The sequence below is a fragment of the Pseudomonas sp. S3E17 genome (assembly GCF_024168685.1).
GTDB classification, from domain to species: domain Bacteria; phylum Pseudomonadota; class Gammaproteobacteria; order Pseudomonadales; family Pseudomonadaceae; genus Aquipseudomonas; species Aquipseudomonas marginalis.
Map to the genome: position 1 here is coordinate 2106161 of NZ_JALJWE010000001.1, position 23234 is coordinate 2129394.

The 23234-nt window shown below is 61.8% G+C and carries 21 protein-coding genes; 3 read left to right on the forward strand and 18 right to left on the reverse strand.

Annotated elements, in window-relative coordinates:
- Positions 1 to 127: 127 nt before the first annotated feature.
- The 9 genes from J3D60_RS09050 to J3D60_RS09090 are packed head-to-tail and all read right to left on the reverse strand — an operon-like array spanning position 128 to position 8757.
- On the reverse strand, positions 128 to 1210 hold the full coding sequence (locus J3D60_RS09050; protein ID WP_065941807.1) for a chemotaxis response regulator protein-glutamate methylesterase: 1083 nt from the start codon (positions 1208 to 1210) through the stop codon (positions 128 to 130).
- A complete protein-coding gene (gene cheD / locus J3D60_RS09055; protein ID WP_027607288.1) occupies positions 1173 to 1703 on the reverse strand; it encodes a chemoreceptor glutamine deamidase CheD in 531 nt (176 codons plus the stop codon). Before cheD ends, J3D60_RS09050 begins: the two co-directional genes overlap by 38 nt.
- Positions 1700 to 2509, reverse strand: a complete 810-nt coding sequence (locus J3D60_RS09060) for a protein-glutamate O-methyltransferase CheR (protein ID WP_065924564.1) — start codon at positions 2507 to 2509, stop codon at positions 1700 to 1702. Before J3D60_RS09060 ends, cheD begins: the two co-directional genes overlap by 4 nt.
- Positions 2510 to 2518: 9 nt before the next feature.
- A complete protein-coding gene (locus tag J3D60_RS09065) occupies positions 2519 to 3058 on the reverse strand; it encodes a chemotaxis protein CheW (protein ID WP_253491024.1) in 540 nt (179 codons plus the stop codon).
- Between the two features lie 36 nt (positions 3059 to 3094).
- A complete protein-coding gene (locus J3D60_RS09070) occupies positions 3095 to 4753 on the reverse strand; it encodes a methyl-accepting chemotaxis protein (protein ID WP_253491026.1) in 1659 nt (552 codons plus the stop codon).
- Between the two features lie 29 nt (positions 4754 to 4782).
- Positions 4783 to 6819, reverse strand: a complete 2037-nt coding sequence (locus J3D60_RS09075) for a chemotaxis protein CheA (protein ID WP_253491028.1) — start codon at positions 6817 to 6819, stop codon at positions 4783 to 4785.
- A gap of 41 nt (positions 6820 to 6860) precedes the next feature.
- Entirely contained in the window at positions 6861 to 7148 is a 288-nt protein-coding gene (locus J3D60_RS09080) for a lipid asymmetry maintenance protein MlaB (protein ID WP_065941802.1), read from the reverse strand.
- A gap of 22 nt (positions 7149 to 7170) precedes the next feature.
- Entirely contained in the window at positions 7171 to 7539 is a 369-nt protein-coding gene (locus tag J3D60_RS09085) for a response regulator (protein ID WP_065873103.1), read from the reverse strand.
- A 9-nt stretch (positions 7540 to 7548) separates the two neighbouring features.
- Complete coding sequence (locus J3D60_RS09090) at positions 7549 to 8757, reverse strand: methyl-accepting chemotaxis protein (protein ID WP_253491030.1); 1209 nt, start codon at positions 8755 to 8757, stop codon at positions 7549 to 7551.
- A 439-nt stretch (positions 8758 to 9196) separates the two neighbouring features.
- Here J3D60_RS09090 and J3D60_RS09095 point away from each other — a divergent pair, with 439 nt between their 5' ends.
- Positions 9197 to 9490 carry a transposase gene (locus J3D60_RS09095; RefSeq protein WP_078833403.1) on the forward strand — a complete coding sequence of 98 codons (294 nt, stop codon included), beginning with the start codon at positions 9197 to 9199 and terminating at the stop codon, positions 9488 to 9490.
- Entirely contained in the window at positions 9487 to 10344 is an 858-nt protein-coding gene (locus tag J3D60_RS09100; RefSeq protein ID WP_078833402.1) for an IS3 family transposase, read from the forward strand. Before J3D60_RS09095 ends, J3D60_RS09100 begins: the two co-directional genes overlap by 4 nt.
- Positions 10345 to 11220: 876 nt before the next feature.
- Here the strand turns inward: J3D60_RS09100 and J3D60_RS09105 are convergent.
- From J3D60_RS09105 to J3D60_RS09130, 6 genes are all read right to left on the reverse strand, one after another.
- A complete protein-coding gene (locus tag J3D60_RS09105; RefSeq protein ID WP_027607296.1) occupies positions 11221 to 12963 on the reverse strand; it encodes an ABC transporter substrate-binding protein in 1743 nt (580 codons plus the stop codon).
- A 162-nt stretch (positions 12964 to 13125) separates the two neighbouring features.
- Positions 13126 to 13398, reverse strand: a complete 273-nt coding sequence (locus J3D60_RS09110) for a DUF2160 domain-containing protein (protein WP_027607297.1) — start codon at positions 13396 to 13398, stop codon at positions 13126 to 13128.
- Positions 13399 to 13408: 10 nt separating this feature from the next.
- The gene (locus J3D60_RS09115; protein WP_003174634.1) at positions 13409 to 14209 is read right to left on the reverse strand and encodes a carbohydrate ABC transporter permease; all 801 of its coding nucleotides are present in this window, start codon (positions 14207 to 14209) and stop codon (positions 13409 to 13411) included.
- A 10-nt stretch (positions 14210 to 14219) separates the two neighbouring features.
- Positions 14220 to 15086, reverse strand: a complete 867-nt coding sequence (locus tag J3D60_RS09120) for a carbohydrate ABC transporter permease (protein WP_025858174.1) — start codon at positions 15084 to 15086, stop codon at positions 14220 to 14222.
- Positions 15083 to 16180 carry an ABC transporter ATP-binding protein gene (locus J3D60_RS09125; protein ID WP_253491031.1) on the reverse strand — a complete coding sequence of 366 codons (1098 nt, stop codon included), beginning with the start codon at positions 16178 to 16180 and terminating at the stop codon, positions 15083 to 15085. Before J3D60_RS09125 ends, J3D60_RS09120 begins: the two co-directional genes overlap by 4 nt.
- On the reverse strand, positions 16180 to 17274 hold the full coding sequence (locus J3D60_RS09130) for an ABC transporter ATP-binding protein (RefSeq protein WP_027607299.1): 1095 nt from the start codon (positions 17272 to 17274) through the stop codon (positions 16180 to 16182). The genes J3D60_RS09125 and J3D60_RS09130 overlap by 1 nt, the downstream gene beginning before the upstream one ends.
- A 264-nt stretch (positions 17275 to 17538) precedes the next feature.
- Here J3D60_RS09130 and J3D60_RS09135 point away from each other — a divergent pair, with 264 nt between their 5' ends.
- Positions 17539 to 19356 carry a sigma-54-dependent Fis family transcriptional regulator gene (locus J3D60_RS09135; protein WP_253491035.1) on the forward strand — a complete coding sequence of 606 codons (1818 nt, stop codon included), beginning with the start codon at positions 17539 to 17541 and terminating at the stop codon, positions 19354 to 19356.
- On the opposite strand, the gene J3D60_RS09140 is transcribed toward J3D60_RS09135, so the two are convergent.
- The 3 genes from J3D60_RS09140 to J3D60_RS09150 all read right to left on the reverse strand — a co-directional run bounded on the left by J3D60_RS09140 (position 19353) and on the right by J3D60_RS09150 (position 23063).
- Positions 19353 to 20285: a FecR family protein gene (locus J3D60_RS09140; protein WP_253491038.1), complete on the reverse strand. Its 933-nt coding sequence runs from the start codon at positions 20283 to 20285 to the stop codon at positions 19353 to 19355. The genes J3D60_RS09135 and J3D60_RS09140 overlap by 4 nt on opposite strands.
- Positions 20282 to 20824 carry a sigma-70 family RNA polymerase sigma factor gene (locus J3D60_RS09145; RefSeq protein ID WP_253491041.1) on the reverse strand — a complete coding sequence of 181 codons (543 nt, stop codon included), beginning with the start codon at positions 20822 to 20824 and terminating at the stop codon, positions 20282 to 20284. Before J3D60_RS09145 ends, J3D60_RS09140 begins: the two co-directional genes overlap by 4 nt.
- A 121-nt stretch (positions 20825 to 20945) precedes the next feature.
- Entirely contained in the window at positions 20946 to 23063 is a 2118-nt protein-coding gene (locus J3D60_RS09150) for a TonB-dependent receptor (RefSeq protein ID WP_253491045.1), read from the reverse strand.
- Positions 23064 to 23234: the final 171 nt, after the last annotated feature.

Here is a 23234-nt window from a genome sequence, read left to right on the forward strand (position 1 = left end):
CACGCGTCTAAAGTGCAGAGCCTGCGGGCATGGGGAAAATTCAATCGGGGTTGTGCGGCTGCGGATCAGTGGTCGTCAGTAGCCCACGCCGCGGATTCTGGCGCAGCGCAAAAGCCGGCGCGCGACGTCACTTATACAAGATCGCCTGATGGATATCCTCCAGCGCCATGATGCGTTGGGCGGCATTCAGCTTGATGGCCTCCTTGGGCATGCCAAACACCACGCAGCTGGCCTCGTCCTGGGCCACCGTGGCGGCTCCGGCCTCGAGCATCTCCTTGAGCCCGCGCGCGCCGTCGTCACCCATGCCGGTCATGATGATGCCGGTGGCGTTCCTGCCGGCGAACTTGGCCACCGAGCGAAACAGCACATCCACGGATGGCCGGTGCCGGTTGACCAAAGGCCCATCAATGACCTGAGCGTGATAATAGGCGCCGCTGCGGGTCACCATCAGGTGCTTGCCACCCGGCGCGATCAGGGCCAGGCCCGGTAGGATGCGGTCGTTGTTGCGCGCTTCGCGCACCTCGATCTCGCATACGCTGTTGAGTCGCTCGGCAAACGAGGCGGTGAATTTTTCTGGCATGTGCTGCACGATCACCATGCCTGGGCACACCCTCGGCAGTGCCGTCAGAACCGCCTCCAACGCTTGGGTACCGCCGGTGGACGTGCCGATGGCAACGATACGCTCGGTGGTCTGTGCCATGGCATGGCCATTGGCGGCAGGCAGGATCGCATCCGCAGTGAGCTTGCTGGCCGGGGCCAGTACCGGCGCCGGGCTGGCGCTGCGCTTGCCCAGGTTCCTGACGTTGGAGTTCGCTGCGGCGCGGATCGCGGCCACCAGCTCGGCCGCCGACTCGATCAGGAAACTCTTCAACCCGGTAGTCGGCTTGGTGATGATTTCCACCGCGCCCGCCGACAGCGCCTGCAGGGAGGTTTCCGCGCCTTTCTGGGTCAGCGAGGAACAGATCACCACCGGCGTCGGCCGTTCGCTCATGATTTTCTTGAGAAAGGTGATGCCGTCCATGCGCGGCATTTCCACGTCCAGCACGATCACATCCGGCCATTCCCGGGCGAGTTTGTCCATGGCGAAAATCGGGTCGGAGGCGGCGCCCATGACGTGGATGTCCGGTGTATCGCTGAGAATCGCCAGCAGTACCTGGCGCACCACGGCCGAATCATCGACGAGCAGCACACTGATTTTTTTGGTAGGCATCTTGTTGAATTGTTCCCATTGGTTGGTGCCGGACCCAGACGTTGCCGTTCCACAGGTCGAACATGATCGTGCGGTAACCGGTACTGCCCATGTCCTGGGCCGTCAGGTGCAGGTGATAGCGCTCGGCCAGGGCCAGCGCCGCGCGAATATTCAGGCTGGCCACGTCCTGCGTCGGCAGGCGGCGCAGCTGGGGAAACATCTTGCCGCCGCCGAACAACTTGACCTGGTAATCCTGTGCATGGGTGCCATTGATCTCGGCGTGGCGCAGCAACAGTTCCAGGGCTTCGTCGGCATATCGGCCGTCCAGGGGCTGATGGTCGCGCACGCGCCCCGGCAGCATGAAGTGACACATGCCGCCGATCAGCCGTTGCGGGTGCCAAAAAGTGATCGCCACGCAAGAGCCGAGCAAGGTGCGCAGGCGCGTCGGCCGCGTCGCAAAGCTGACCTGGCCAGGCGCCAATACCACTTCGGCCGTACCGACGGGCTTTTTCATGGCTTGCGGTAAATCGACGGCGCCACCAGCTTCAAGGTGTCATTGACACCGTGGAGGCTTTCCGAGTGACTGATGATCAGGTAACCGCCCGGCTTGAGCAGCGGCAACAGGCGCGCGACGACCTGGCTCTTGGTCTGCTGGTCGAAATAAATCATCACGTTGCGCAGGAAGATCACCTCGAACTCACCCAGGGCCGGCAGCGCTTCGTTAAGGTTGACCTGGACAAAATTGACGCGGCTACGCAAGGCCTTGTCGATCAGCAAGGTGCCCTCCTGGCGACCAATGCCCTTGAGGCAATACTTGGCCAGCAGCGGTTGGGGCAATGTCTCGGTGCGTTCCAGGGAGTAATGGCCGGTGCGCGCCTTGGCCAGCACCTGGGAGCTGATGTCCGAGCCGACCACTTCCCAGGGCGTGCTGCCGAGGCTTTCGGCCAGGGTCATCGCCAGGCTGTAGGGCTCCTCACCGGAGGAGCTGGCCGCGCTCCACACACGAAACACCTTGCCCGGCGCGGCCCGGGGCAGCACGTGCTGACGCAGGAAGTCGAAGTGCTTGGGCTCGCGAAAAAAATAGGTTTCGTTGGTGGTCAGCAAATCCAGCGCAACCTGCAGTTCGCCCTTGCGCTGGTCATTCATGATCAGCTTGAAATACTCACCATAGCTGTGCAGCTCATAGTGCTTGAGGCGCTTGAACAGGCGCCCGGCCACCAGGGCTTTCTTGGTCGGCGACAGGTTGATGCCGGCCGCGCGGTACAGCCAGGTCTGGAACTGACCGAATTCATGGTCATCGATGGACACGGTGTCTGCCATGGTCGGGTCTCAACGCGGGTCGAAGTCGAGGGCCGGCGCCTGGCCGGCCTCGGCGAGGCTGGACATCTCATCGATGGACAGCACCTTGCCCACCTCCAGCACGATCACGAACTTGCCGTCGACCTTGGCCATGCCGCTGATGAAGTCGGCGCGAATTCGTGCGCCGAAGTTGGGTGGCGGCTCGATCTGCGTCGCCGGGATCTCCCGCACCGCAGACACCGTATCGACCAGCAGCCCGATGTCCTGGGCCAGGCCATCTTCGGTACTCGCCTCGATGATGATCACGCAGGAGCGCCGGGTGATCGCCGAGTTGGCCCGGCCAAAGCGCGCCGACAGGTCGACCACCGGCACCACCGCGCCGCGCAGGTTGATCACCCCGCGTACGAAAGCGGGCATCATCGGCACCACGGTCAGGCTGCCGTATTCGATAATTTCCTTGATCCCCAGGATGCCGATGGCGAACATTTCGCCGCCGAGCATGAAGGTCAGATACTGCGCATCCTCATCGACCGCTGCTGCGGTCTGCCGAGTCGTCATTGCTGCACCCATGTCACTCTCCCTAGTAGGCCCGTATTGATCGTGGGATCAGAAGCGGGTGAAATCCGCTTCGTCCGGGGCACTGGCCATGGTGTAGGCGAACGCCTTGCGCTGCGCCGGTGATTTCGGCTGTGGCGCCTGACGGTTGGGCTTGCTGCCCGGGCTGTCCACGCTGTTGCTTTGAACCGCAACCTTGGGCGCTGAATCCAGCACGAAAAAGCTCATGGCCTGTTGCAGTTGCTCGGCCTGGCTGCTCATTTCTTCCGCCGTGGCCGCCAGTTCCTCGCTGCTCGAGGCATTTTGCTGGGTCACCTGGTTAAGCTGGGTCATCGCGGTATTGATCTGCGCGACACCGGCCGCCTGTTCCTCGGACGCGGCGCTGATTTCCTGCACAAGGTCGGACGTCTTGTTGATGGAGGGCACCATTTCGTCGAGCAACTTGCCGGCCTTCTCGGCCATGTCCACGCTGCTGGAGGACAGTTCACCGATTTCCTGGGCGGCAACCTGGCTGCGTTCGGCCAACTTGCGCACTTCGGCGGCCACCACGGCGAATCCCTTGCCGTGCTCGCCGGCCCGAGCGGCCTCGATGGCGGCGTTGAGCGCGAGCAGATTGGTCTGGTAGGCGATGTCATCGATGATGCTGATGCGCTGGGCGATTTTCTTCATCGCCACCACGGTCTGCTGTACCGATTCGCCGCCCTCGGTGGCTTCCTTGGCGGCCTTGCTGGCCATGCCATCGGTGACCTTGGCGTTTTCGGTGTTCTGGTTGATGCTGGCGCTCATCTGCTCGACCGACGCACTGGTTTCCTCGACGCTGGCGGCCTGTTCACTGGTGGCCTGGCTCATCGATTGCGCGGTGGCGCTGACCTCCTCGGAGGCGCTGGCCAGGTTATCGGCGGCGTTACGCACTTCGCCGATGATATGGGCGAGCTTGCCGACCATGTTGCGCATGGCGTTGAGCACCATGCCGGTTTCATCTTTCCCGCCCGGCTCGATGTGCGCGTTGAGGTTGCCTTCGGCCAATTGCTCGGCGGCGCTCGCGGCCTGGCGCAACGGGCGGGAAATGATCCGCGCGATGAACATCGCCAGGCCCAGGCCGATCAACAGGGCGGCGACCAGTACCGCGATGATCGACACCCGCGCGCTTTCGTACAGTGCGGAACCCTTGTCACCTGCGGCCGTTGCGCCGGCATCATTGAGTTCGACCATTTTCTGCAGGCGGGCCGTCACCTCATCGAAATGCCCCTTGGACTCTCCCCTGAGCAAACCGCGCGCCTGGGCTTCCTGGTTCTGGCGGGAAAACTCAAGCAACAGCTTGCTGGATGCCAGGTAGGCGTCCCAAGCGCTTTTCACACTGGCCAGGAGTTGCCGATCTTCATCGTTCGACAGCAACTGCTCGTAGTTGACCATGCGGGTTTCGAACTGTTGACGCGCATCAGCGGCCTCGCGTTCGGCCTGGGCCTTTTCCTCGGCAATCTCGGTGCCGATGTGGCGGTTCTCTTTCAAGCGATAGTTGGCAGCAAAAAAGCGCATGCCTGCCGCTGCACGCATGGAGGGCATCCAGTTGCCCTTGATGTCCTGGGCGGCCTGGTTGACCGCACCAAGCTGGAGGATGGCGAAGCCGCCCATGGCTCCAGTGAGTGCCAGGACCACCAGGAATGAACAGATCAACTTGGTGGAAATTTTAAGATCGTAGAACCATTTCATCGGGGAACCTCCATGGAATTGCAAATGCGTCAGCGAGCGACGGCCGGTGGCGACTGAGATGCCTGGGCCGTGCGGGCCTCCAGTTGTACGATTTGGTTGAGCAGTACCGGTACGTCCAGGATCAGGGCCACCGCGCCGCTGCCCAATATGGTCGAGCCGCTGATGCCACGCAGTGCACCGAACAGCTTGCCCAGGGGTTTGATCACGGTCTGGAACTCGCCGAGCAGGTCATCCACCACCAGCCCGGCCTTATGCTCGGCGTAACGCACCACCACCACATTCTGGCGTCGGGACGCGGGGCCTTCGTGACTGAAGTGGTCGCGCAGGTGCACCAACGGCAACACCTCGCCACGCAGGTCCAGATAACCCGTGTCGCGACTGGACTGGCGCTGCTGTTCATCCAGTTCGATACACTCCTGGACCATGTCCAGGGGAATCACGTAGGTGGATTGGTCGATGCCGACCAGGAACCCATTGATGATCGCCAGGGTCAGCGGCAAGCGAATGCGCACCACGGTGCCCTGGCCGGGGCGGCTGTCGAGGTCGACGGTGCCGCGCAACAAGGTGATATTGCGCTTGACCACGTCCATGCCGACACCGCGCCCGGACAGGTTGGTCACCGCCTCGGCTGTGGAGAACCCGGCCTCGAAGATCAGGTTGTAGATCTCCTGGTCGGTGAGCACCGCACCGCTGGCCACCAGCCCGCGCTCCTGGGCCTTTTGCAGGATGCGTTCGCGGTTGAGGCCGGCGCCGTCGTCGGCGATCTCGATGACGATGCTCCCCGAGTCGTGGTAGGCATTGAGGCTCAGATGGCCCTTGGCCGACTTGCCGGCCGCCCGCCGCGCATCGGCGCTTTCGATGCCGTGGTCCATGGCGTTGCGCAACAGGTGCATCAGCGGGTCGCCGATCTTCTCGACCACGGTCTTGTCCAGTTCGGTTTCCGCGCCGCTGATGCTCAGTTCGATGTCCTTGCCCAGCTCCTGGCTGATATCGCGCACCACGCGGCGAAAGCGGTTGAACGTGTCGCCGATGGGGATCATGCGCAAATGCAGGGCGCCATCGAGGATCTCTTCCACCAGCCCCGAGACTGTCGAGGAGGCCTCGTGCAACGGGTCGTTGTTACAGGACCGGGCCAGCAGGTTCGCGCCGGCGCTGGCGATGACCAGCTCGCCGACCAGATTGATCAACTCGTCGAGTTTGTCGGCGTTGACGCGCACGTAATTGCCGTCGCGGCTTTTCGCTTCGCCGCTCGCCAGGCGCTGCGGTGCAGCCGTCACAAGACTTGGCTCAGCCTGCGTGCACGGCTCGCCCGCCGGGACCTGGGTGCTGTCGGGCGCTTCATCGACGGCACTGATGTGCACGTCACAGTCGTCACGCACGAAATCGAACACCTCGTTGAGGCTGGCGTGGCTGGCGGTCGAGCGCAGGTCGATCTCGAAACCCAGGTAGCAGCTTTCCGGGTCCCAGCTGTCCATGGGCGGGATGCTATCGGTCAGGGTGGCGACCTGTATCAACTGCCCCAAGGTCTCGAGGTAGCGCAGAAATGACAGCGGGTCCATGCCATTACGGAACACATCCGTGCCGAAGCGCAGGGAAATATGCCAAAGCACTTCGACCGCCACGTCGTCGGTCACCTCAGCGGTTTCGACGCTGGCAACGGCGGTTCGCATCGGCTGGTAGGCACTCAGCGCCTCGCGCAATGCCTCACCGCGCTCCAGAGCGGCAGGGGTCGGCGTTTCACCGCGGTCAGCGACCACTTCGACCAGTTCGAGTATGTGGTCGCCGCACTTGAGCAGCAGCGCGATCAAGGCGGCGTCCACCGCCACACTGCCTTCGCGCAGGCGGTCAAGCACGTCTTCGACGATATGCGTGAACCCCACGATCGACGCCAGGCCGAAAAGGCCCGCCGAACCCTTGATGGTGTGCGCGGCGCGGAAAATCGCGCCGATGGCATCCTGGTCGCCGGGCTCGCTTTCCAATTGCAGCAGGGATTGCTCCATGGCCTGCAACAGCTCGCGTGCCTCAACGATGAATGTCTGTTGTGCCTGATCGAGATTGATGCTCACCGTGACTTTCCTTGTCGATCAAAAAACCTGGGAAGCGCTGACTAAGAAGTCGCGCTGCGACACAGTTGAAGCGCCTGCATGACTACCTGGCTCTGGCCGGTCACGCTCAAGGCGGTACCGGCGATGCCGGCTTCACGCCGGATGACCGCGAGCAACTGCAGGCCGGCGCCATCCATTTCCGTGACCTCTGACAGGTCCAGCTCCAGGCGTGGCGCCGCGCCCATCTGCGGCAGCAGCGCAGCCGCCAATTCCGCTACGGTGTAGATCGTAAGCTCGCCGTCAATGCGTACGTGGGCCGTGTCGTCGAGTGTTTCAGTGGTAATCGGCATGGGAGCCTCCCTGGCGCCGGGGTCAAGGCAGAATCAGTTTAGACACGGCTGCCAACATCTGCGCAGGCTGGAACGGCTTGACCACCCAGGCCTTGGCGCCGGCGGCCTGGCCCTCGGCCTTTTTCGACTCCTGGGACTCGGTGGTCAGCATGATGATCGGGGTGAACTTGTAGTTGGCCAGCTTCTTGACCTCCTTGACGAAGGTGATGCCGTCCATGTTGGGCATGTTCACGTCGCTGATGATCAGGTGCACTTTCTGCCCGGTCAGCTTGCCCAGGGCATCTTTGCCGTCGCTGGCCTCGATGACGTCGTAACCGGCGCTTTTCAAGGCTATGCCGACCACTTGCCGCACGCTGCTGGAGTCGTCGACCACTAATACATTCTTCGCCATGATGTGCTCCTAAAAGAAGGTGATGTCTTGAGAATTCTGCTGCACGGCCGCCTCTCCATGATGGAGGCGCCGTTGCTCGTCGGTGGCATAGGTAGCTTCCATGCGCGCCAGCCATTGGCGGGCGTCGACGGCCACCGGCTGGTCCGGGGCCTGGCTGGCCTGCAGGAGGTGCTCATGCAGGGCGTGCATGTTGTCGCGTACGTGGCTGAGGATCTGGCTGACCCGGTCCTGGAATTGCAGGTTGACCAGTACTTCGGTCATCTCATCCCGGATGCCGTAGCTTTCCTGCTTGAGCAGGTCGGCGGATTCGGCCAGACGGCCGGTGATGTTCTGGAAGCGTTCGAGCACCACTTGAATACTGTTTTCGGACTCGGCCACCGAATGGCTGTCCTGGTCGGCACTGCTGGACGCGGCCTGGACCAATTGCGTAATGGCGTTGTTGATGATGTCGACCTTGGCCGACATCTGCTGGCCGGTTTCACTGGATTTGCTCGACAGGCTGCGCACCGCGTCGGCCACCACCGCAAAACCGCGCCCGGCCTCACCGGCACGCGCCGCCTCGATGGCTGCGTTGAGGGCCAGCAGGTTGGTTTGCGCGGCAATCGCCGCCACATCGGCGGCCATGGTCCGCAGTTCGCCGGTGTAGGCGGTCAAGCTGCGGACCTGGGCCAGGGTCTGGTCACGGCTGGTTTGGGTGGCCTTGAGCGAATTGATCACCTGGCTCAGCTCGCTGTCACTGCGTGCCAGCACCTCAAGCGCGCCGTCAGCGGCCTGCCCGTCCAGTTCGCCGGCCGCGTGCTGCGAGGCTTGTACCGTTTCCTGCAAGCGTGCGGCGATCCCGGTGAAACGGTTGGCCAGACTCACGATCGCTTCTTCGGTCTGATGGCGCGAGCTTTCCACCTGCTTGGCCCAGATGGGCATGGCGCCCAGCAATACCTCGTCGAGCTGGGCACGAGAGGCCATGCCGTCATGCGCCGCGTGCGCATCTGACTGATCCGCCTGTGCAAGTGCTTGCTGCATTGCGTTGCGCTGCGAACCCGCGCTCCACGCACAGGCACCGAGGCCGATCAGCACCAGTACCGTGCAGGCCAGCAGATTGGCCGGCGAGGTTGATTGCACAAGTATCCACAACACGGCGGGCACGACCGGGATCAAAGCGAACCAGCGAAAACGTGGATAAACGGGAAGAGGCAGGCGGCTGGATTGGCGCTGGGGCATGAGTTCGATCCTTGAACGTTGTTGCGGATGTAAGTGACATAGTTGTTATCTGCGCTGTAACTCGCAACTTGAGGTGACTTGAGTGCCTTCCGTCTGGTTTATGACCGCAGGGTGACAGGCCGGGCAATTCTGGGTCCTTGTTCCTGAAGGATCAGCGGTGGTTTACCGAACAGGGGTTTGTCGCAAGCGCTGGCGAGCGAGTCTGTCTTTCAGGCTGAAAAATCTCTTTGTGGTGAGGGCGGTTGGTTCCGTGGCGGCCTTCGGGCCGACCATGTCGTTGGGTTTGACCGAGTACATATCCGTTGCTGCGGTCACGGCCGCCTATGGTTCCGCTCTTACAGCGGGTCACTTTTGGAAAGAGCCCAAAAGTAACCATGGACTTGTTCCCTCGCAGCGGACGCCAAGAAGCGATATTTTAATCGCAACCTTGGAGGCACCTATGTCACAGCAAACCCGCCGCAGCTACACCGATGACTTCAAAGCTCAAGCAGTGACACTTGCTGAAAGTATTGGTCGAGGAGAAGCTGCCCGACAGTTGGATATCTCGGTCAAAACCCTAGGGAATTGGCTGGACGCCGCACGCAACGGGCGTCCTCTCAGTTCTCCCTCCCGGCATCCGGTTTCTGACCTGGAAAGCGAGCTGGCCCGGCTTCGAGCTGAAAATGCCACGCTTAAAATGGAACGAGAAATCCTAAAAAAAGCGACGGCGTTCTTTGCCAGAGAGTCCAACTGAGATACGCCTTCGTCGCCCGTGAACGGACTCACTTTCCAGTCAGGCTGTTATGTCGAGTGATGGAGGTCTCGGTGTCGGGCTTTCACGACTATTTGAAGCGCCAGGAACGTCCTGATCCAGATGCGGCGATTCGCTTGGAAATTCGTGCGATTCATCGGGCAAGCCGCGGCACTTATGGGCGACCACGTATGGTTAAGGCGCTTCATAACCGGTCGTACGCGATAGGACACAAGCGAGTAGCTCGTCTGATGAGAGAGGAGATGCTGCGAGGAAAAATCAAAGCACGGTTCAAACACTCGACGGATAACCGGTATATCCAACCCATTTCTGAGAACGTGTTGAAACGACGCTTTTCTGTGACAAGCCCGGCGCCCGCCTGGGTGGGGGATATCACGTATATTTCGACTCGCCAGGGTTGGTTGTACCTGGCTGTGGTGTTAAGTGTCCAAACCCGGCAGGTACTGGGTTACAGCCTGTCGGACCGTATGCCCGAGGGCTTGGTACAACAGGCGTTCATGAACGCCTGGACTAAAGCGCCAGTTGATCACGGTGTGATTTTTCACTCTGATCGAGGCCGGCAATACACCGGTAGCGGTTTTCGCAGCATGATCGCGGAAAGAGGCTTCGTGCAAAGCATGAGCCGTAAAGGAAATTGCTGGGATAACGCCGTGGCAGAGAGCTTTTTTGCCACACTCAAGAAGGAAGAAGCCACCGGTGTGTATCCCAGCAAAGCGCAGGCCCATACATCAATCGCAAGCTACATCCATGGGTTTTACAACGCGGCACGGCTGCACTCGGCGCTGGGATACAGCTCACCTAATGACTACGCAAAGCAACTGAAGCAAACTGCTTAACACTCGCTTCATGGCGTACGTTTTGAGGGAACAAGTCCACCAAAAGGCTCTCGCCCCACCACTCGGTACCTCGCCTAGGCTCGGTATGCCCGAACGCAGGCTTGAATCCGTGGGCCGCCGTCATGGGCCATCCCTGGCCCAGGACGGCTAACCCGGCGTCCTGCCGGGTTACCCACGGATTCAAGCCTGCGTTCGGCCAGCGTAGTTAACGGGGCGCCTAGGATCAAGATCAAAAGCCAGAGCAAAAGCAGAGCAGAAGCAAACCGAGGTCCATCTGATATATGGAGATCCAAATGTGGGAGGGGGCTTGCCCCCGATGAGGGTGGGTCAGTGATACTTGGGTTGACTGACTCACCGCTATCGGGGGCAAGCCCCCTCCCACATTTTTTACCGAGTACACCAGACCCAACTCCGGTCGGCTCTAAGGCCGCCGCGCTTTGGCTTTTGATCTCAAATCGCCCCGTCAAACACGCTGGCCGAACGCAGGTTTTGGAGCGTGGGTAACCCGGCAGGACGCCGGGTTAGCCGCGCTGGGCCATGGATGGCCCATCGCGGCGGCCCACGCTCCAAAGCCTTCGTTCGGGCACACCGAGCCTAGGCGAGGTGCCGAGTGTTGGGGCGAAGACCTTTTGGTTACTTTTGGGTCTTTCCAAAAGTGACCCGCCGTAAGGGCGGAACCCATAGCGGCCGTTACCGCAGCAACGGATATGTACTCGGTCAAAGCCAACGACATGGTCGGCCCGAAGGCCGCCACGAAAGTAAGCTGCCCATACTCAGGATTGCCTGACCACCGCGCGTCACAGAGCTGCGCCTTCATGTTTGCACCAAAACAAAACGGCACCTGGGTGCCGTTTTGTGTTCCACGCCCGGGCGCGTTTACTTACGCGCTGCCTCCCACTGCTTGAGCAGGTCGCCGTAGGCCACGGTCTCGCCTTTCGGTTTCTCGTTGGCCAGTTTCGGTTTCGGCGCACCCGGTTGGTCGAACCAGTATTGCGCATCACGCTCGGGGTTCATTTTCGGGCCGCACACCGGCTGCACCTTGGAGCGCTCCAGGCGCGTCATGATCGCGTCCTGCTCCTTGGCCAGGTTGTCGAGGGCCTGTTGCGGGGTTTTCTCGCCGCTGGCGGCGGCGGCGATGTTGCTCCACCACAGTTGCGCCAGGCGTGGGTAGTCCGGCACGTTGGTGCCGGTCGGGGTCCACTCGACCCGCGCCGGGCTGCGGTAGAACTCCACCAGGCCACCGAGTTTCGGCGCCATGTCGGTCATGGCCTGGGAGTTGATGTCGGACTCACGAATCGGCGTCAGGCCGACGATGGTTTTCTTCAGGGACACGGTTTTCGAGGTCACGAACTGCGCGTAGAGCCAGGCCGCGAGTTTCTGTTTCTCCGGGGTGGACTTGAGGAAGGTCCAGGAACCCACGTCCTGGTACCCCTTCTTCATGCCTTTTTCCCAATACGGTCCGACCGGCGACGGCGCCATGCGCCATTTCGGCGTGCCGTCGGCGTTCACCACCGGCAGGCCCGGCTTGGTCATGTCGGCGGTAAACGCGGTGTACCAGAAGATCTGCTGGGCGATGTTGCCCTGGGACGGCACCGGGCCGGATTCGGAGAAGGTCATGCCCGCCGCTTCCGGTGGCGCATAGGCTTTCATCCAGTCCACGTATTTCTGCGTGGCGAACACCGCCGCCGGGCCGTTGGTGTCGCCGCCACGGGTGACGCTGGAGCCTACCGGGTGGCAGTCCTCCACGCGGATGCCCCACTCGTCCACCGGCAAACCGTTGGGCAGGCCCTTGTCGCCGCCACCGGCCATGGAGAACCAGGCGTCGGTGAAGCGCCAGCCCAGGGACGGGTCTTTCTTGCCGTAGTCCATGTGCCCATAGATGCGCTTGCCGTCGATTTCCTTGACGTCTTCGCTGAAGAATTTGGCGATGTCTTCATAGGCCGACCAGTTCACCGGCACGCCGAGATCATAGCCGTATTTTTCCTTGAACTTGGCTTTCAGCTCCGGCCGCTCGAACCAGTCGGCGCGGAACCAGTAGAGGTTGGCGAATTGCTGGTCGGGCAGCTGGTAGATCTTGCCGTCCGGCGCGGTGGTGAAGGAGATGCCGATAAAGTCCTTGATATCCAGGGTGGGCGACGTGAAGGCCTTGCCTTCGTTGGCCATCAGGTCGGTGATGGATTCGGTCTTGCCATAGCGAAAGTGCGTACCGATCAAGTCGGAATCGTTGACCCAGCCGTCATAGATATTCTTGTCGGACTGCATCTGGGTTTGCAGTTTCTCCACCACGTCGCCTTCCTGCAGCAGGTCGTGGGTCAGCTTGATGCCGGTGATTTCGCTGAAGGCCTTGGCCAGCACCTTGGATTCGTACTCGTGGGTGGTGAGGGTTTCCGACACCACGTTGATCTTCATCCCACGGAACGGTTCGGCGGCCTTGATAAACCACTTCAACTCCTCAAGCTGCTGGTCGGCCGTGAGGGTCGACGGCTTGAACTCGCTGCCGATCCATTTCTTCGCCGCATCTTCATACGCATCAGCCCAGGCCGAAGCGCTCAAACCGCTGAGGGCCAGTACGGCGGCCAATGAAATGCTATGTCGCAGCTTATTGTTCTTATTCAACATAGAGACCTCCTGGTTAATTTCAAAAAGGACTACAAACGCCACAACCCCCTGTAGGAGCGAGCTTGCTCGCGAAAAACCCGAGGACACCGCGGACATCCAGAATGCCCGCGTTATCGTTGGCGATTTTCGCGAGCAAGCTCGCTCCTACAAGGTGTCGGGGCACTAGCCCCAACGCATCACACTCAACAGCCATACCAGGGAGAGCGCGGACGCTACCCAGATGCTCCAGTCGGTAACGCCGATCACCAGCAAATGCAGGTAGGCGCTGCCGAGAAGACCGATAAACAAGCGATCACCACGGGTGGTGCTGATCGGCAGGACGCCGCGCCGCGGAATGCTCGGCGAGCGCAGCTCCCAAGTGGTCATGCCCGCCAGAATCAGGGCAATGCCGCCAAAGAACAGTGCAGTGGGGGTGGTCCAGGCCATCCATTCCATCATCGACTCCTCAGACCCGGCCCAGGGCAAAGCCCTTGGCCACATGATTGCGAACAAACCAGATCACCAGCATGCCGGGCAGGATGGTCAACACCCCCGCCGCTGCCAGCACGCCCCAATCGATACCCGAGGCCGACACCGTGCGGGTCATCACCGCGGCGATGGGCTTGGCGTTGACCGAGGTCAGGGTGCGCGCCAGCAGCAGCTCGACCCAGGAAAACATGAAGCAGAAAAACGCGGTCACACCGATGCCGGAGCCGATCAGCGGGATAAAAATCTTCACGAAGAACTTGGGAAAACTATAGCCGTCGATGTAGGCGGTTTCGTCGATTTCCTTGGGTACCCCCGACATGAAGCCCTCCAGGATCCACACCGCCAGCGGTACGTTGAACAGGCAGTGGGCCAGGGCCACGGCGATGTGCGTGTCGAACAGGCCGATGGACGAATACAGCTGGAAAAACGGCAGCAGGAACACCGCCGGTGGCGCCATGCGGTTGGTCAGCAGCCAGAAGAACAGGTGCTTGTCGCCCAGGAAGCGGTAGCGCGAGAAGGCATAGGCCGCCGGCAACGCCACGCTCAGGGAAATCACCGTGTTCAGGCTCACGTAGTACAGCGAGTTGAGGTAACCGGTGTACCAGCTCGGGTCGGTGAAGATCACCTTGTAGTTGGCCAGGGTGAAATCTTGCGGAAACAGGGTCAGCCCGCCGAGGATTTCGGTGTTGCTCTTGAAGGACATGTTCAGCAGCCAGTAGATCGGCACCAGCAGGAACAGGATGTAGATCAGCAGCGGAATAACCTTGCGCTTGCTCATGTTGGCGGCCTCAGCGGTTGGCGTCGGAGTGGGTCATGGCGGTGTAGAACAGCCAGGACACCAACAGGATGATCAGGAAGTACACCAGGGAAAACGCCGCCGCCGGGCCCAGGTCGAATTGGCCTACGGCCATCTGGGTCAGCGTCTGACTGAGGAACGTCGTGGCATTCCCCGGCCCGCCCCCCGTGAGGACGAAGGGCTCGGTGTAGATCATGAAACTGTCCATGAAGCGCAGCATCACCGCGATCAGCAGCACGCTTTTCATCTTCGGCAGCTGGATATGCCGGAACACCGCCCACGCCGAAGCCCGATCGATACGTGCGGCCTGGTAGTACACATCCGGGATCGCTCGCAGCCCGGAATAACACAGCAGCGCCACCAGTGAGGTCCAGTGCCACACGTCCATCACCAGCACCGTGACCCAGGCGTCCATGGTGTTGGCCGCGTAGTTGTAGCTGATGCCCAGGGCGTTGAGGCTGTAGCCCAGCAGGCCGATATCGGCGCGGCCGAAGATTTGCCAGATGGTGCCCACCACGTTCCACGGAATCAGCAGCGGAATGGCGAGGATGATCAGCACCAGCGACGACCAGCGGCCCTTGGTCGGCATGGTCAGGGCGATAGCGATGCCCAGGGGGATTTCGATCAGCAGCACGCAGGCCGAATAGATGAACTGGCGCAGCAGCGAGTCATGCAGGCGCGGGTCGAGCAGCACCTGCTTGTACCAGTCGGCGCCGACAAAGTAGCGGCTGGACTGGTCGAAGATGTCCTGCACCGAATAGTTGACCACCGTCATCATCGGGATCACCGCACTGAATGCCACCAGCAGGAACACCGGTAACACCAGCCACCAGGCCTTGTTGTTCTGCACCTTGTTCATGGCTGCACCTCCAGCAGGTAATCGTCGGCATACACCATCAGCCACTGCGCGGGAAAGCTGATAGACGCCCTGCCCTCGGGCACCGGTTTGTCTTCGGCCAGTCGCACCTTGAGGGTGGCGCCGTCGAGGTTGAGGGTCATGATCTTGTAGGTGCCGAGGTCTTCGAGGTGAGTGACATCGGCTTGCAGGGCGTCAGGGTTGTACTCGTCCCATACGTGAATGAATTCCGGGCGGATCCCCACCTGCAGCGTCTTGTAGTCGCTGCCGGCAATGCGTTGCTGCAAGGCCTCGGACAACGGCAGAAGCGTGCCGGCAAAGCGCACACCGCCGACCTCGGCCTGCACGTCGATCAGATTCATCCCAGGGCTGCCGATGAAATAGCCGACAAAGGTGTGGCTGGGCCGCTCGAACAACTCACGGGGCGTGCCGAATTGCACGATCTGCCCGCCGTACATCACCGCGATCTTGTCGGCGAAGGTCGAGGCCTCAAGCTGGTCATGGGTGACGTAGACCATGGTGATATTGAACTGCTCATGGATCTGCTTGAGCTTGCGCCGCAGCTTCCACTTCAGGTGCGGGTCGATCACCGTCAGCGGTTCGTCAAAGAGGATGGCCGACACGTCATCCCGCACCAGGCCACGGCCCATGGAGACTTTCTGTTTTTCGTCGGCGGTGAGGTTGCGGGCTTTTTTGCTCAGCAGGTTTTGCAGGTCGAGGACTTCGGCAATTTCCTGCACCTTGCTGTGAATTTTCGCCTCGGCCATGCCCTGGTTTCGCAGGGGAAAGGCCAGGTTATCGAACACGGTCATGGTGTCGTACACCACCGGGAACTGGAACACCTGGGCGATGTTGCGTTTTTCCGGGGTGAGGTCGTTGACCACTCGGGTATCGAACAACACCTGCCCTTCGGACGGGCTGAGCAGGCCGGAGATGATATTGAGCAACGTCGACTTGCCGCAGCCCGACGGCCCTAGCAAGGCGTAGGCACCGCCCTGCTCCCACACGTGGTTCATTGCCCGGATGGCGTAGTCCTCGGGGCCGCTCGGTGTGGGACTGTAGCTGTGCGCCAGGTTCTGCAAATGGATCTCGGCCATCAGGCAACCCTCGCGACGCGGCGCCCGGGGGCCTGGACCAAGCGGCCCTGGCCATCGAACACAAACAGTTTATGGGTGGGGATGTACACACGGATCGGCGCGTCGACGTCGTACTCATGCACCCCCGGCAGGTGCAGCACCAGCAGGAAGTGCTCGCTGCGCACATGCAGGAAGGTTTCCGAACCGCTGATCTCGGCGACTTCCACGGTCACCGCCAGCTCGAGGTCGTCGTCGTTGCTCGGCACCAGGCTGATATGGCTGGGGCGCACACCAAAGCGGAATTCGCCTTCGCCGATGGGGCGCAGGTCGACGTTCAACGGGAAGTGCACAAAATTGGCGAAGCTCACCTCATTACCGCTGATACGCCCCGGCATCAGGTTGATCGGCGGCTCGGAAAACAGCTCGGCGGCCAACACGGTCTGCGGCTGATGATACACCTCGGCGGCCTTGCCGCTCTGGATCACCCGGCCTTCGTGAAGAATGGTGGTGGTGCCACCCAGGGCCAGGGCCTCGTTGGGTTCGGTGGTGGCGTAAATGGCGATGGTGTGCCGCGCCTTGAACAGCTCGCGCATTTCCTGACGCAGCTCTTCGCGCAGTTTGTAGTCCAGGTTCACCAGAGGCTCATCGAACAGGATCAGTTCGGCGTCTTTCACCAACGCGCGGGCCATGGCCGTGCGTTGCTGCTGGCCACCGGACAACTCCAGCGGGTGGCGTTGCAGGAATTTCTCGATGCGCAGCATCCGCGCGGTTTCCAGCACTTTGCTCTGGATCAGCTCGTTGGACACACCGGCCTGGCGCAACGGCGAGGCGATGTTTTCGAACACGGTCATGGTCGGGTAGTTGATGAACTGCTGATACACCATCGACACGTTGCGCAGGCGCACCGGTTTGTGGGTGACATCCACGCCGTTCATCAGGATGCGCCCGCTGTCGGGCTTGTCCAGGCCCGCCATCAGGCGCATCAGGCTGGTCTTGCCGGACAGGGTGCGGCCAAGCAAGACGTTGAAGGAACCGGCTTCGAAGCGCAGGTTGGCGTCGTCGATCCAGGTTTGGCCTTCGACGACGCGGGAGACATGTTCCAGGGTCAATGACATGACACGACCTTTTTTATTATTGGAATGAATCTGGCCAGTCGTCAGAGCGAGTTTCATGCCAAAAACGGCAGGTGCTTGATCCGCAAGGAAATGGGTGAAAAGGGATGTTCAGGAGCGAACAGAAATGAACAGTTCTGGCTGAACAACTGAACAATCCGGGGGTTGACAATGAACAGTTCTGAACAACACTCTTTGAACCCGATTGACGTGGTTGCATCCGTTGGATTGTGCAAGACCCCAAAACAATAAAAAGAAGGTCGCCCCATGGCCGAACCCCTGGCTCACGACACCCTTATCCAGGAATCCTGGCGCCGTTGCCGCGCCTTCGGCCTGGACCACCAGAGCACGCCCAGCTTCGATCAACTGCCCGCCGAGGGCATCAGCCAATTGCTGGAAAGCCAGCATTCCCTGGTGCAGACCACGCACCAGGAAGTCCTGCCCTACTACGAAAACATCCTGAGCAATTCCAACTGCCTGATCATGCTGGCCGACAACCAGGGCCAGGTGCTGACCAGCTGGGGCACCCAGCGCTTTATCGAGCCCAAGCTGGCCCGGGGATTCAGCGCCGGCGCCAGTTGGATGGAGCGTTCCAGCGGCACCAATGCCATCGGCACCGCACTGGCCTGTGCCCAGGCGGTGCATATCGAACATGACGAACACTTCCTCAAGGCCAACCGCTTCATGACCGGCTCGGCAGCGCCGATCTTCGATGCCCAGCGCGAAATCATCGCGGTGCTGGATGTGTCCAGTGACAGCTACCTGCCGCCCTCCCACACCCTGGGCATGGTCAAGATGATGAGCCAGACCGTGGAAAACCGGCTGATCCTCAACCTGTTTCGCGGCGAACACTTCCAACTGACCTTCAACACCGGCCTGAGCAACCTCGACAGCCAATGGGCGGGCCTGCTGATCTTTGATGAGAGCGGCCAGGTGCTTTCGGCCAACCGCCGGGCAGACAACCTGCTGGGCATCAGTCTGTCGCGGGTGATGATCGACAGTTTGTTCAAGGTGTCGCTGCTGGAGTTGCTCAATCAGCCGGAGGGCCTGCCCTTTTCGTTGCAGGCGGCGGGACGCAATCGCTTCCAGTGCCTGCTGAAGCGACCGAAGCAGATGCCGGTGCAGGCCCGCGTGTTCAGCGAGCCCGTTGCGCCAAAGCCCGCCGCGATTGGCCTGAAGACCTTACACTTTGGTGATGTGCGCGTGGAAAAAGCCGTGCGCCAGGCCGAACGCCTGCTGGAGAAGGACATCCCGCTGCTGATCCACGGGGAAACCGGGGTGGGCAAGGAAGTCTTCGTCAAGGCCCTGCACCAGGCCAGTTCCCGCAGCCAGCAGGCGTTTATCGCGGTGAACTGTGCGGCGATTCCCGCCGAGCTGGTGGAATCGGAACTGTTCGGCTACGAAAAAGGCGCGTTCACCGGCGCCAACCAGAAAGGCAGCATCGGCCTGATCCGCAAGGCCGACAAAGGCACGCTGTTCCTCGATGAAATCGGCGATATGCCGCTGCCGACGCAAGCGCGCCTGTTGCGGGTATTGCAGGAGCGTTGCGTGCAACCGGTGGGCAGCAGCGAGTTGTTCCCGGTGGATTTGCGCATCATCTCGGCCACTAACCGGGCCTTGCGCGAGCAGGTCCAGGCCGGGCGCTTTCGCGAGGATTTGTACTACCGCATCGGCGGCCTGACCCTTGAATTACCACCGCTACGCGAACGCAGCGACAAACGGGCGCTGCTCCAGCAACTGTGGCAGCAACACCGGGAGCCAAGCCAGTGGGCCGGGCTCAGCGCCGAGGTGCTGGCGCTGTTCGAACAGCACCCGTGGCCCGGCAACCTGCGCCAGGTGAGCAGCGTGTTGCAGGTGGCGCTGGCGATGGCGGAGGAACAGCCGATCCGTCCGGAGCATCTGCCGGACGATTTTTTTGTGGATTTGAAAGTGACAGCGCCGCTGCCCGCCAGCGAATACCTGGATGACAGCATCGACCTGACCCAGCGTCTGAAGGCGGCCGGTGGGAATATTTCCCACCTGGCGCGGGAGCTGGGGGTGAGCCGCAACACCTTGTACAAGCGCCTGCGCCAGAACGAACGCTAGCGCGGCTTGACCACCACCAGCAGGTCGGTGAAGTACTCCACCTGGATCGGTAGGTTATCCGCCAGGGTCGACAGCGCCGCCGCCGTGTCATCCAGCTTGAACACCCCCGTCACCCGCAGGTTCTGCAGGGCCTGGGCGTCGAAGCGCACGAGGCCGTGGCGATAGCTGGCCAGGGTTTGTAGCACCTCGCTCAGGGGTTGGTCGTTGACCTTGAGCAGGCCACGGGTCCAGGCGTCCGGGTCGGTGTTGCCGCTGGCCTGGGGCGGCTGGGCGCGGCCATGGTCGAGGATCGAGCGCTGGCCGGCGGCGACCTTGACGCCTTCGCTGCTGTCACCTTTGACTGCCACGGTGGACTCGATCACCGTCACCACCGTGGTGCCGTCTGGCGCACGCTTGACCAGGTAACGCGTGCCCAATGCCGTCGCCGTGCCTTGGTCGGTGCGCACCACGAAGGGTCGTTGCGCGTCCTTGGCCACGTCGACCCAGAGTTCGCCTTGCAGCAGTTCGATCACCCGTTGGTGACCGTCGAATTTCACGTCCACCGCCGAGTTGCTGTTGAGTTGCAACTGGCTGCCGTCTTCGAGGGCGATCTGGCGGCGCTCACCCACGCCGGTGCGCTGGTCGGCCATCCATACGGGCAGATGCTCCAAGCTTAGCCAGCCGCACAGCACGATGCCGAGCACACCCATCACCTGTGCACCGCGCGCGCGTCGCGGCGCAAACGCACGGTTCAGGGCCAGGCGTGCAGGTTGTGCAGGCAAGGTGTCGAGGCTGCCCCACAGCGAGCGCATGCGTTCGATGGCGACCGCGTGACGCGGGTCTGCCTGGCACCAGGCGTTGAAGGCTTGGCGCTCGGCCTCACTGACCTCTTCGTCGTGCAGGCGGGTCAGCCAATTCGCCGCTTGCTGGATGATCTGTTCGGAACTCATGCCAGCGGGTCTGCCGCGTGCAGGCTGTGGTAGCAGTGCACCAGGGCGCTGGAGATGTAGTTTTTGACGGTACTGGGGGACACCTCCAGGCGCGTGGCGATTTCGCTGTAGGTCAGCCCGTCGAGGCGACTCAGCAGGAAGGCTTCGCGGGCCTTGGCGGGTAAGCCGGCAAGCATTTCGGCGATGCGTTCCAGGGCTTGCAGGGCGACATGGATCGCGGCCGGATCGGGCATGCCGGCGTCCTCGCTCTGGATGACCAGGGCTTCCATGTAGGCTTTTTCAATCCGACGCCGCCGGGCGCCATCGATCAGTAAACGCCCTGCCGTGGTGGCCAGGAAGGCCCGCGGTTCCTTGATATTTTGCGGCTCGGCCAGCATCAGCACACGGATGAAGGCATCGTGGGCCAGGTCGGCGGCGTGCTGGGAACACCCCAGTTTTCTGCGCAGCCAGCCCTGCAACCAGCCGTGGTGCTCGCGGTACATCGCCGTAAGGGTCTGCTGACGCACTGAATCGCCCAGCGCGGCCGGAATGTCATGCATGCGCAAAAGAGTCTCAAATGGGAAGAGTTACCAATTGCGCAAACAATGCCAGTAAAACGGTGTAGGAGCAAGGCCCTCCCCGTCGCAGCCCGCTCGCCACAGGGGGCTGGATAGTTGCGGCTTAGCGCCAGCTCCATGAGACACCGGTGTAGATTCCGCGGCCGTCGGCCGGGGTTGAGCGTGCGACATCCAGGCCCTTGTCGTCGTAGCCCGGCGTGACGGTGTTGGCGTAGCGACGGTTGGTGAGGTTGCGCAGGTCGACCCAGGCTTGCCAGTCCTGCTTGGGGGCGTCGTAGCCGAAGGTCGCGCCCAGAAGGGTGTAGGACGCGGCGTAATAGGAATTGGCGTAATCCACCGCCACCCGCGAGGAATGCTCGGTATTGAGGCTGGTGTAGAAGCCCGTCGGGTGGCTGTAGCGCAGTTGCGCCTGATAGTAGTGCTGGGGGATGCCCGGCAAGCGGTTGCCGCCGAAACGGTCGTCGTCGCGGTAGTGGAAGTCGCTGAAGGTATAGGCTTGGCGCAGGTCGAGCTTACCGCTGCGGCCGCCGTCCCACAGCGGGCTGAGCAGGCCCAGCTCCACGCCCTGGTGCACGGTGGGGCTGGCGTTGGATTCGGCGACGATGGCATTGCTGGTCGAGGTCTGGGCCTGGGTTTCCACGGTGAGCAGTTCGTGGCGCACTTCGGAGCGGTACAGCGCCAGGTCCCACTGGCCGAGCCATGCTTCGCCACGGCCACCGATTTCCAGGGTGGTGGCGGTCTGGTTTTTCAGGCTGACGCCTTCGCGCTGTAATCCAGTGGCCGGGCCGCTGCCCGCTGGAAAGTATTTGTTGGAACCCCAGATCATCGACCACGCATGCGGAGGCTCGACCGAGCGGCTCAGGTTGCCGTACACCTGCAGCTGCGGACTGAAGTCATAGCGCAGGCCGAGGCGCGGTGCGTAGTCCCAGTCATGCTGGCTGAGCGGCGCCTGGCCTTCGGGATAGGTGACCTGGGTCTCACGGCGGGTGTAGATCGCGGCCAGGCCGGTGGTCAGCCACAGGTCCTGGGCCAGTTCCAGGTCGTTGCCGATATGCAGCACGGTGTCGGAGCCCAGGTAGCTGTAGTCGCGGGTCTTGGTGCCGGGGGCGTAAGTTGCGGTGTTGCCGGCTGGCGTGCGCACGTATTCCGATGCGCCGTTGTTGGGCATCGCCTGGGTGGTGCGCAAGCCGAGGGTGGTTTTGCTGTCGTGGCCGAACAGCGTGTCCTGGCGGATGTAATTCAGGGTGCTGCTGATATCGGTGTAGGCCACCTTGAGGCGGTTGGTGCCTTCGCGCAGGTCCATCGGGTAATCGTGGTACGCCAGCCCGACTTCCAGGCGCGAACTGTCGTCCAGTTGCAACGTGGTCTTGTTGGCGATCCAGGTGGAGCCCGGTTGCAGGCGCTTGGAGTCACGGGCGGCGTTGAGGCTGTTGGCGGCACGCGGGTCGTGGCTGATCTGGGCGCGGGTGAGTTTGCCGGGGGTGTCGTTGGTGGTTTCGCGGTAGCGGAAATAGAAGCGGGTTTCCAGGTCCGGGTTGAAGCGGTAGCCGAAGTTGGCGGCCACGCCCTTGCCGGTGGCGGCGCTCTGGCGCTGGTAGCCGTCGGATTCCGAGTCGGTGAGGCTGATGTAGTAGTCGGCATCCCCCAGCACCTGGCCCGAACTGATCTCGCGCTGGACATAACCACGGCTGCCGGCTTCATAGCGCACTTGCAGCTTGGGCGCATCGTAGCCGGTATGGGTCACGTAGTTGACCGCGCCGCCCAGGGCCAACGCGCCTTGATCAAAACCGTTGGCGCCACGCAGCACCTCGACGCGGCTTTGCCACAGCGGGTCCTTGAGTTCATAAGGAGTGCCGCCGGGGCCGGTCAGCGGTAAGCCATCGAACATCTCATAGAGCCCGGAGGCGTGGGCGCCTGGGCTGCGGTTCAGGCCCGAACCGCGAATGGACAGCTTCACCCCTTCGTTATTCGCCGCCTTGGCATACACACCCGGCTGGTACTTGAACACGTCTTCGTTGGTGCTCACCCGCCCCTGCTGCACGCTGCTCATGTCGATGTAATTGGTGGCCCCGGGCACGCTCTTGAGCTGCGCCTGGGCCACTTCGCCGGCGCTGGCCTCTGGCGTGGTGACTTCGACCGGCGCCAATTGCAGATCTTCGGCGTGCACCAGGGAGCTAAAGGTCAGGGCGGCAAACAGGAACGGAGATGGGCGCAACAGCATGGGCGGATCCTTGGAATTCGGGGGCGTGAAAGGCTGGGCCGTCACGCGAACAGTGATGGGAAGACAACGATGCCCGCCAAGTCACGCCTTGATAACGGACCAGACGCTTCCCACAACAGCGTCGGACCGGATTTATTTTTTAAGTCCAAAATCGAATTAATACATGCAAAC

Coding starts and splice junctions, on each gene's coding strand:
- J3D60_RS09050 (WP_065941807.1), bottom strand. CDS start 1,210: ATGCCTACCAAAAAAATCAGTGTGCTGCTCGTCGATGATTCGGCCGTG.
- cheD (WP_027607288.1), bottom strand. CDS start 1,703: ATGAAAAAGCCCGTCGGTACGGCCGAAGTGGTATTGGCGCCTGGCCAG.
- J3D60_RS09060 (WP_065924564.1), bottom strand. CDS start 2,509: ATGGCAGACACCGTGTCCATCGATGACCATGAATTCGGTCAGTTCCAG.
- J3D60_RS09065 (WP_253491024.1), bottom strand. CDS start 3,058: ATGGGTGCAGCAATGACGACTCGGCAGACCGCAGCAGCGGTCGATGAG.
- J3D60_RS09070 (WP_253491026.1), bottom strand. CDS start 4,753: ATGAAATGGTTCTACGATCTTAAAATTTCCACCAAGTTGATCTGTTCA.
- J3D60_RS09080 (WP_065941802.1), bottom strand. CDS start 7,148: ATGCCGATTACCACTGAAACACTCGACGACACGGCCCACGTACGCATT.
- J3D60_RS09085 (WP_065873103.1), bottom strand. CDS start 7,539: ATGGCGAAGAATGTATTAGTGGTCGACGACTCCAGCAGCGTGCGGCAA.
- J3D60_RS09090 (WP_253491030.1), bottom strand. CDS start 8,757: ATGCCCCAGCGCCAATCCAGCCGCCTGCCTCTTCCCGTTTATCCACGT.
- J3D60_RS09095 (WP_078833403.1), top strand. CDS start 9,197: ATGTCACAGCAAACCCGCCGCAGCTACACCGATGACTTCAAAGCTCAA.
- J3D60_RS09105 (WP_027607296.1), bottom strand. CDS start 12,963: ATGTTGAATAAGAACAATAAGCTGCGACATAGCATTTCATTGGCCGCC.
- J3D60_RS09110 (WP_027607297.1), bottom strand. CDS start 13,398: ATGGAATGGATGGCCTGGACCACCCCCACTGCACTGTTCTTTGGCGGC.
- J3D60_RS09115 (WP_003174634.1), bottom strand. CDS start 14,209: ATGAGCAAGCGCAAGGTTATTCCGCTGCTGATCTACATCCTGTTCCTG.
- J3D60_RS09120 (WP_025858174.1), bottom strand. CDS start 15,086: ATGAACAAGGTGCAGAACAACAAGGCCTGGTGGCTGGTGTTACCGGTG.
- J3D60_RS09125 (WP_253491031.1), bottom strand. CDS start 16,180: ATGGCCGAGATCCATTTGCAGAACCTGGCGCACAGCTACAGTCCCACA.
- J3D60_RS09130 (WP_027607299.1), bottom strand. CDS start 17,274: ATGTCATTGACCCTGGAACATGTCTCCCGCGTCGTCGAAGGCCAAACC.
- J3D60_RS09135 (WP_253491035.1), top strand. CDS start 17,539: ATGGCCGAACCCCTGGCTCACGACACCCTTATCCAGGAATCCTGGCGC.
- J3D60_RS09140 (WP_253491038.1), bottom strand. CDS start 20,285: ATGAGTTCCGAACAGATCATCCAGCAAGCGGCGAATTGGCTGACCCGC.
- J3D60_RS09145 (WP_253491041.1), bottom strand. CDS start 20,824: ATGCATGACATTCCGGCCGCGCTGGGCGATTCAGTGCGTCAGCAGACC.
- J3D60_RS09150 (WP_253491045.1), bottom strand. CDS start 23,063: ATGCTGTTGCGCCCATCTCCGTTCCTGTTTGCCGCCCTGACCTTTAGC.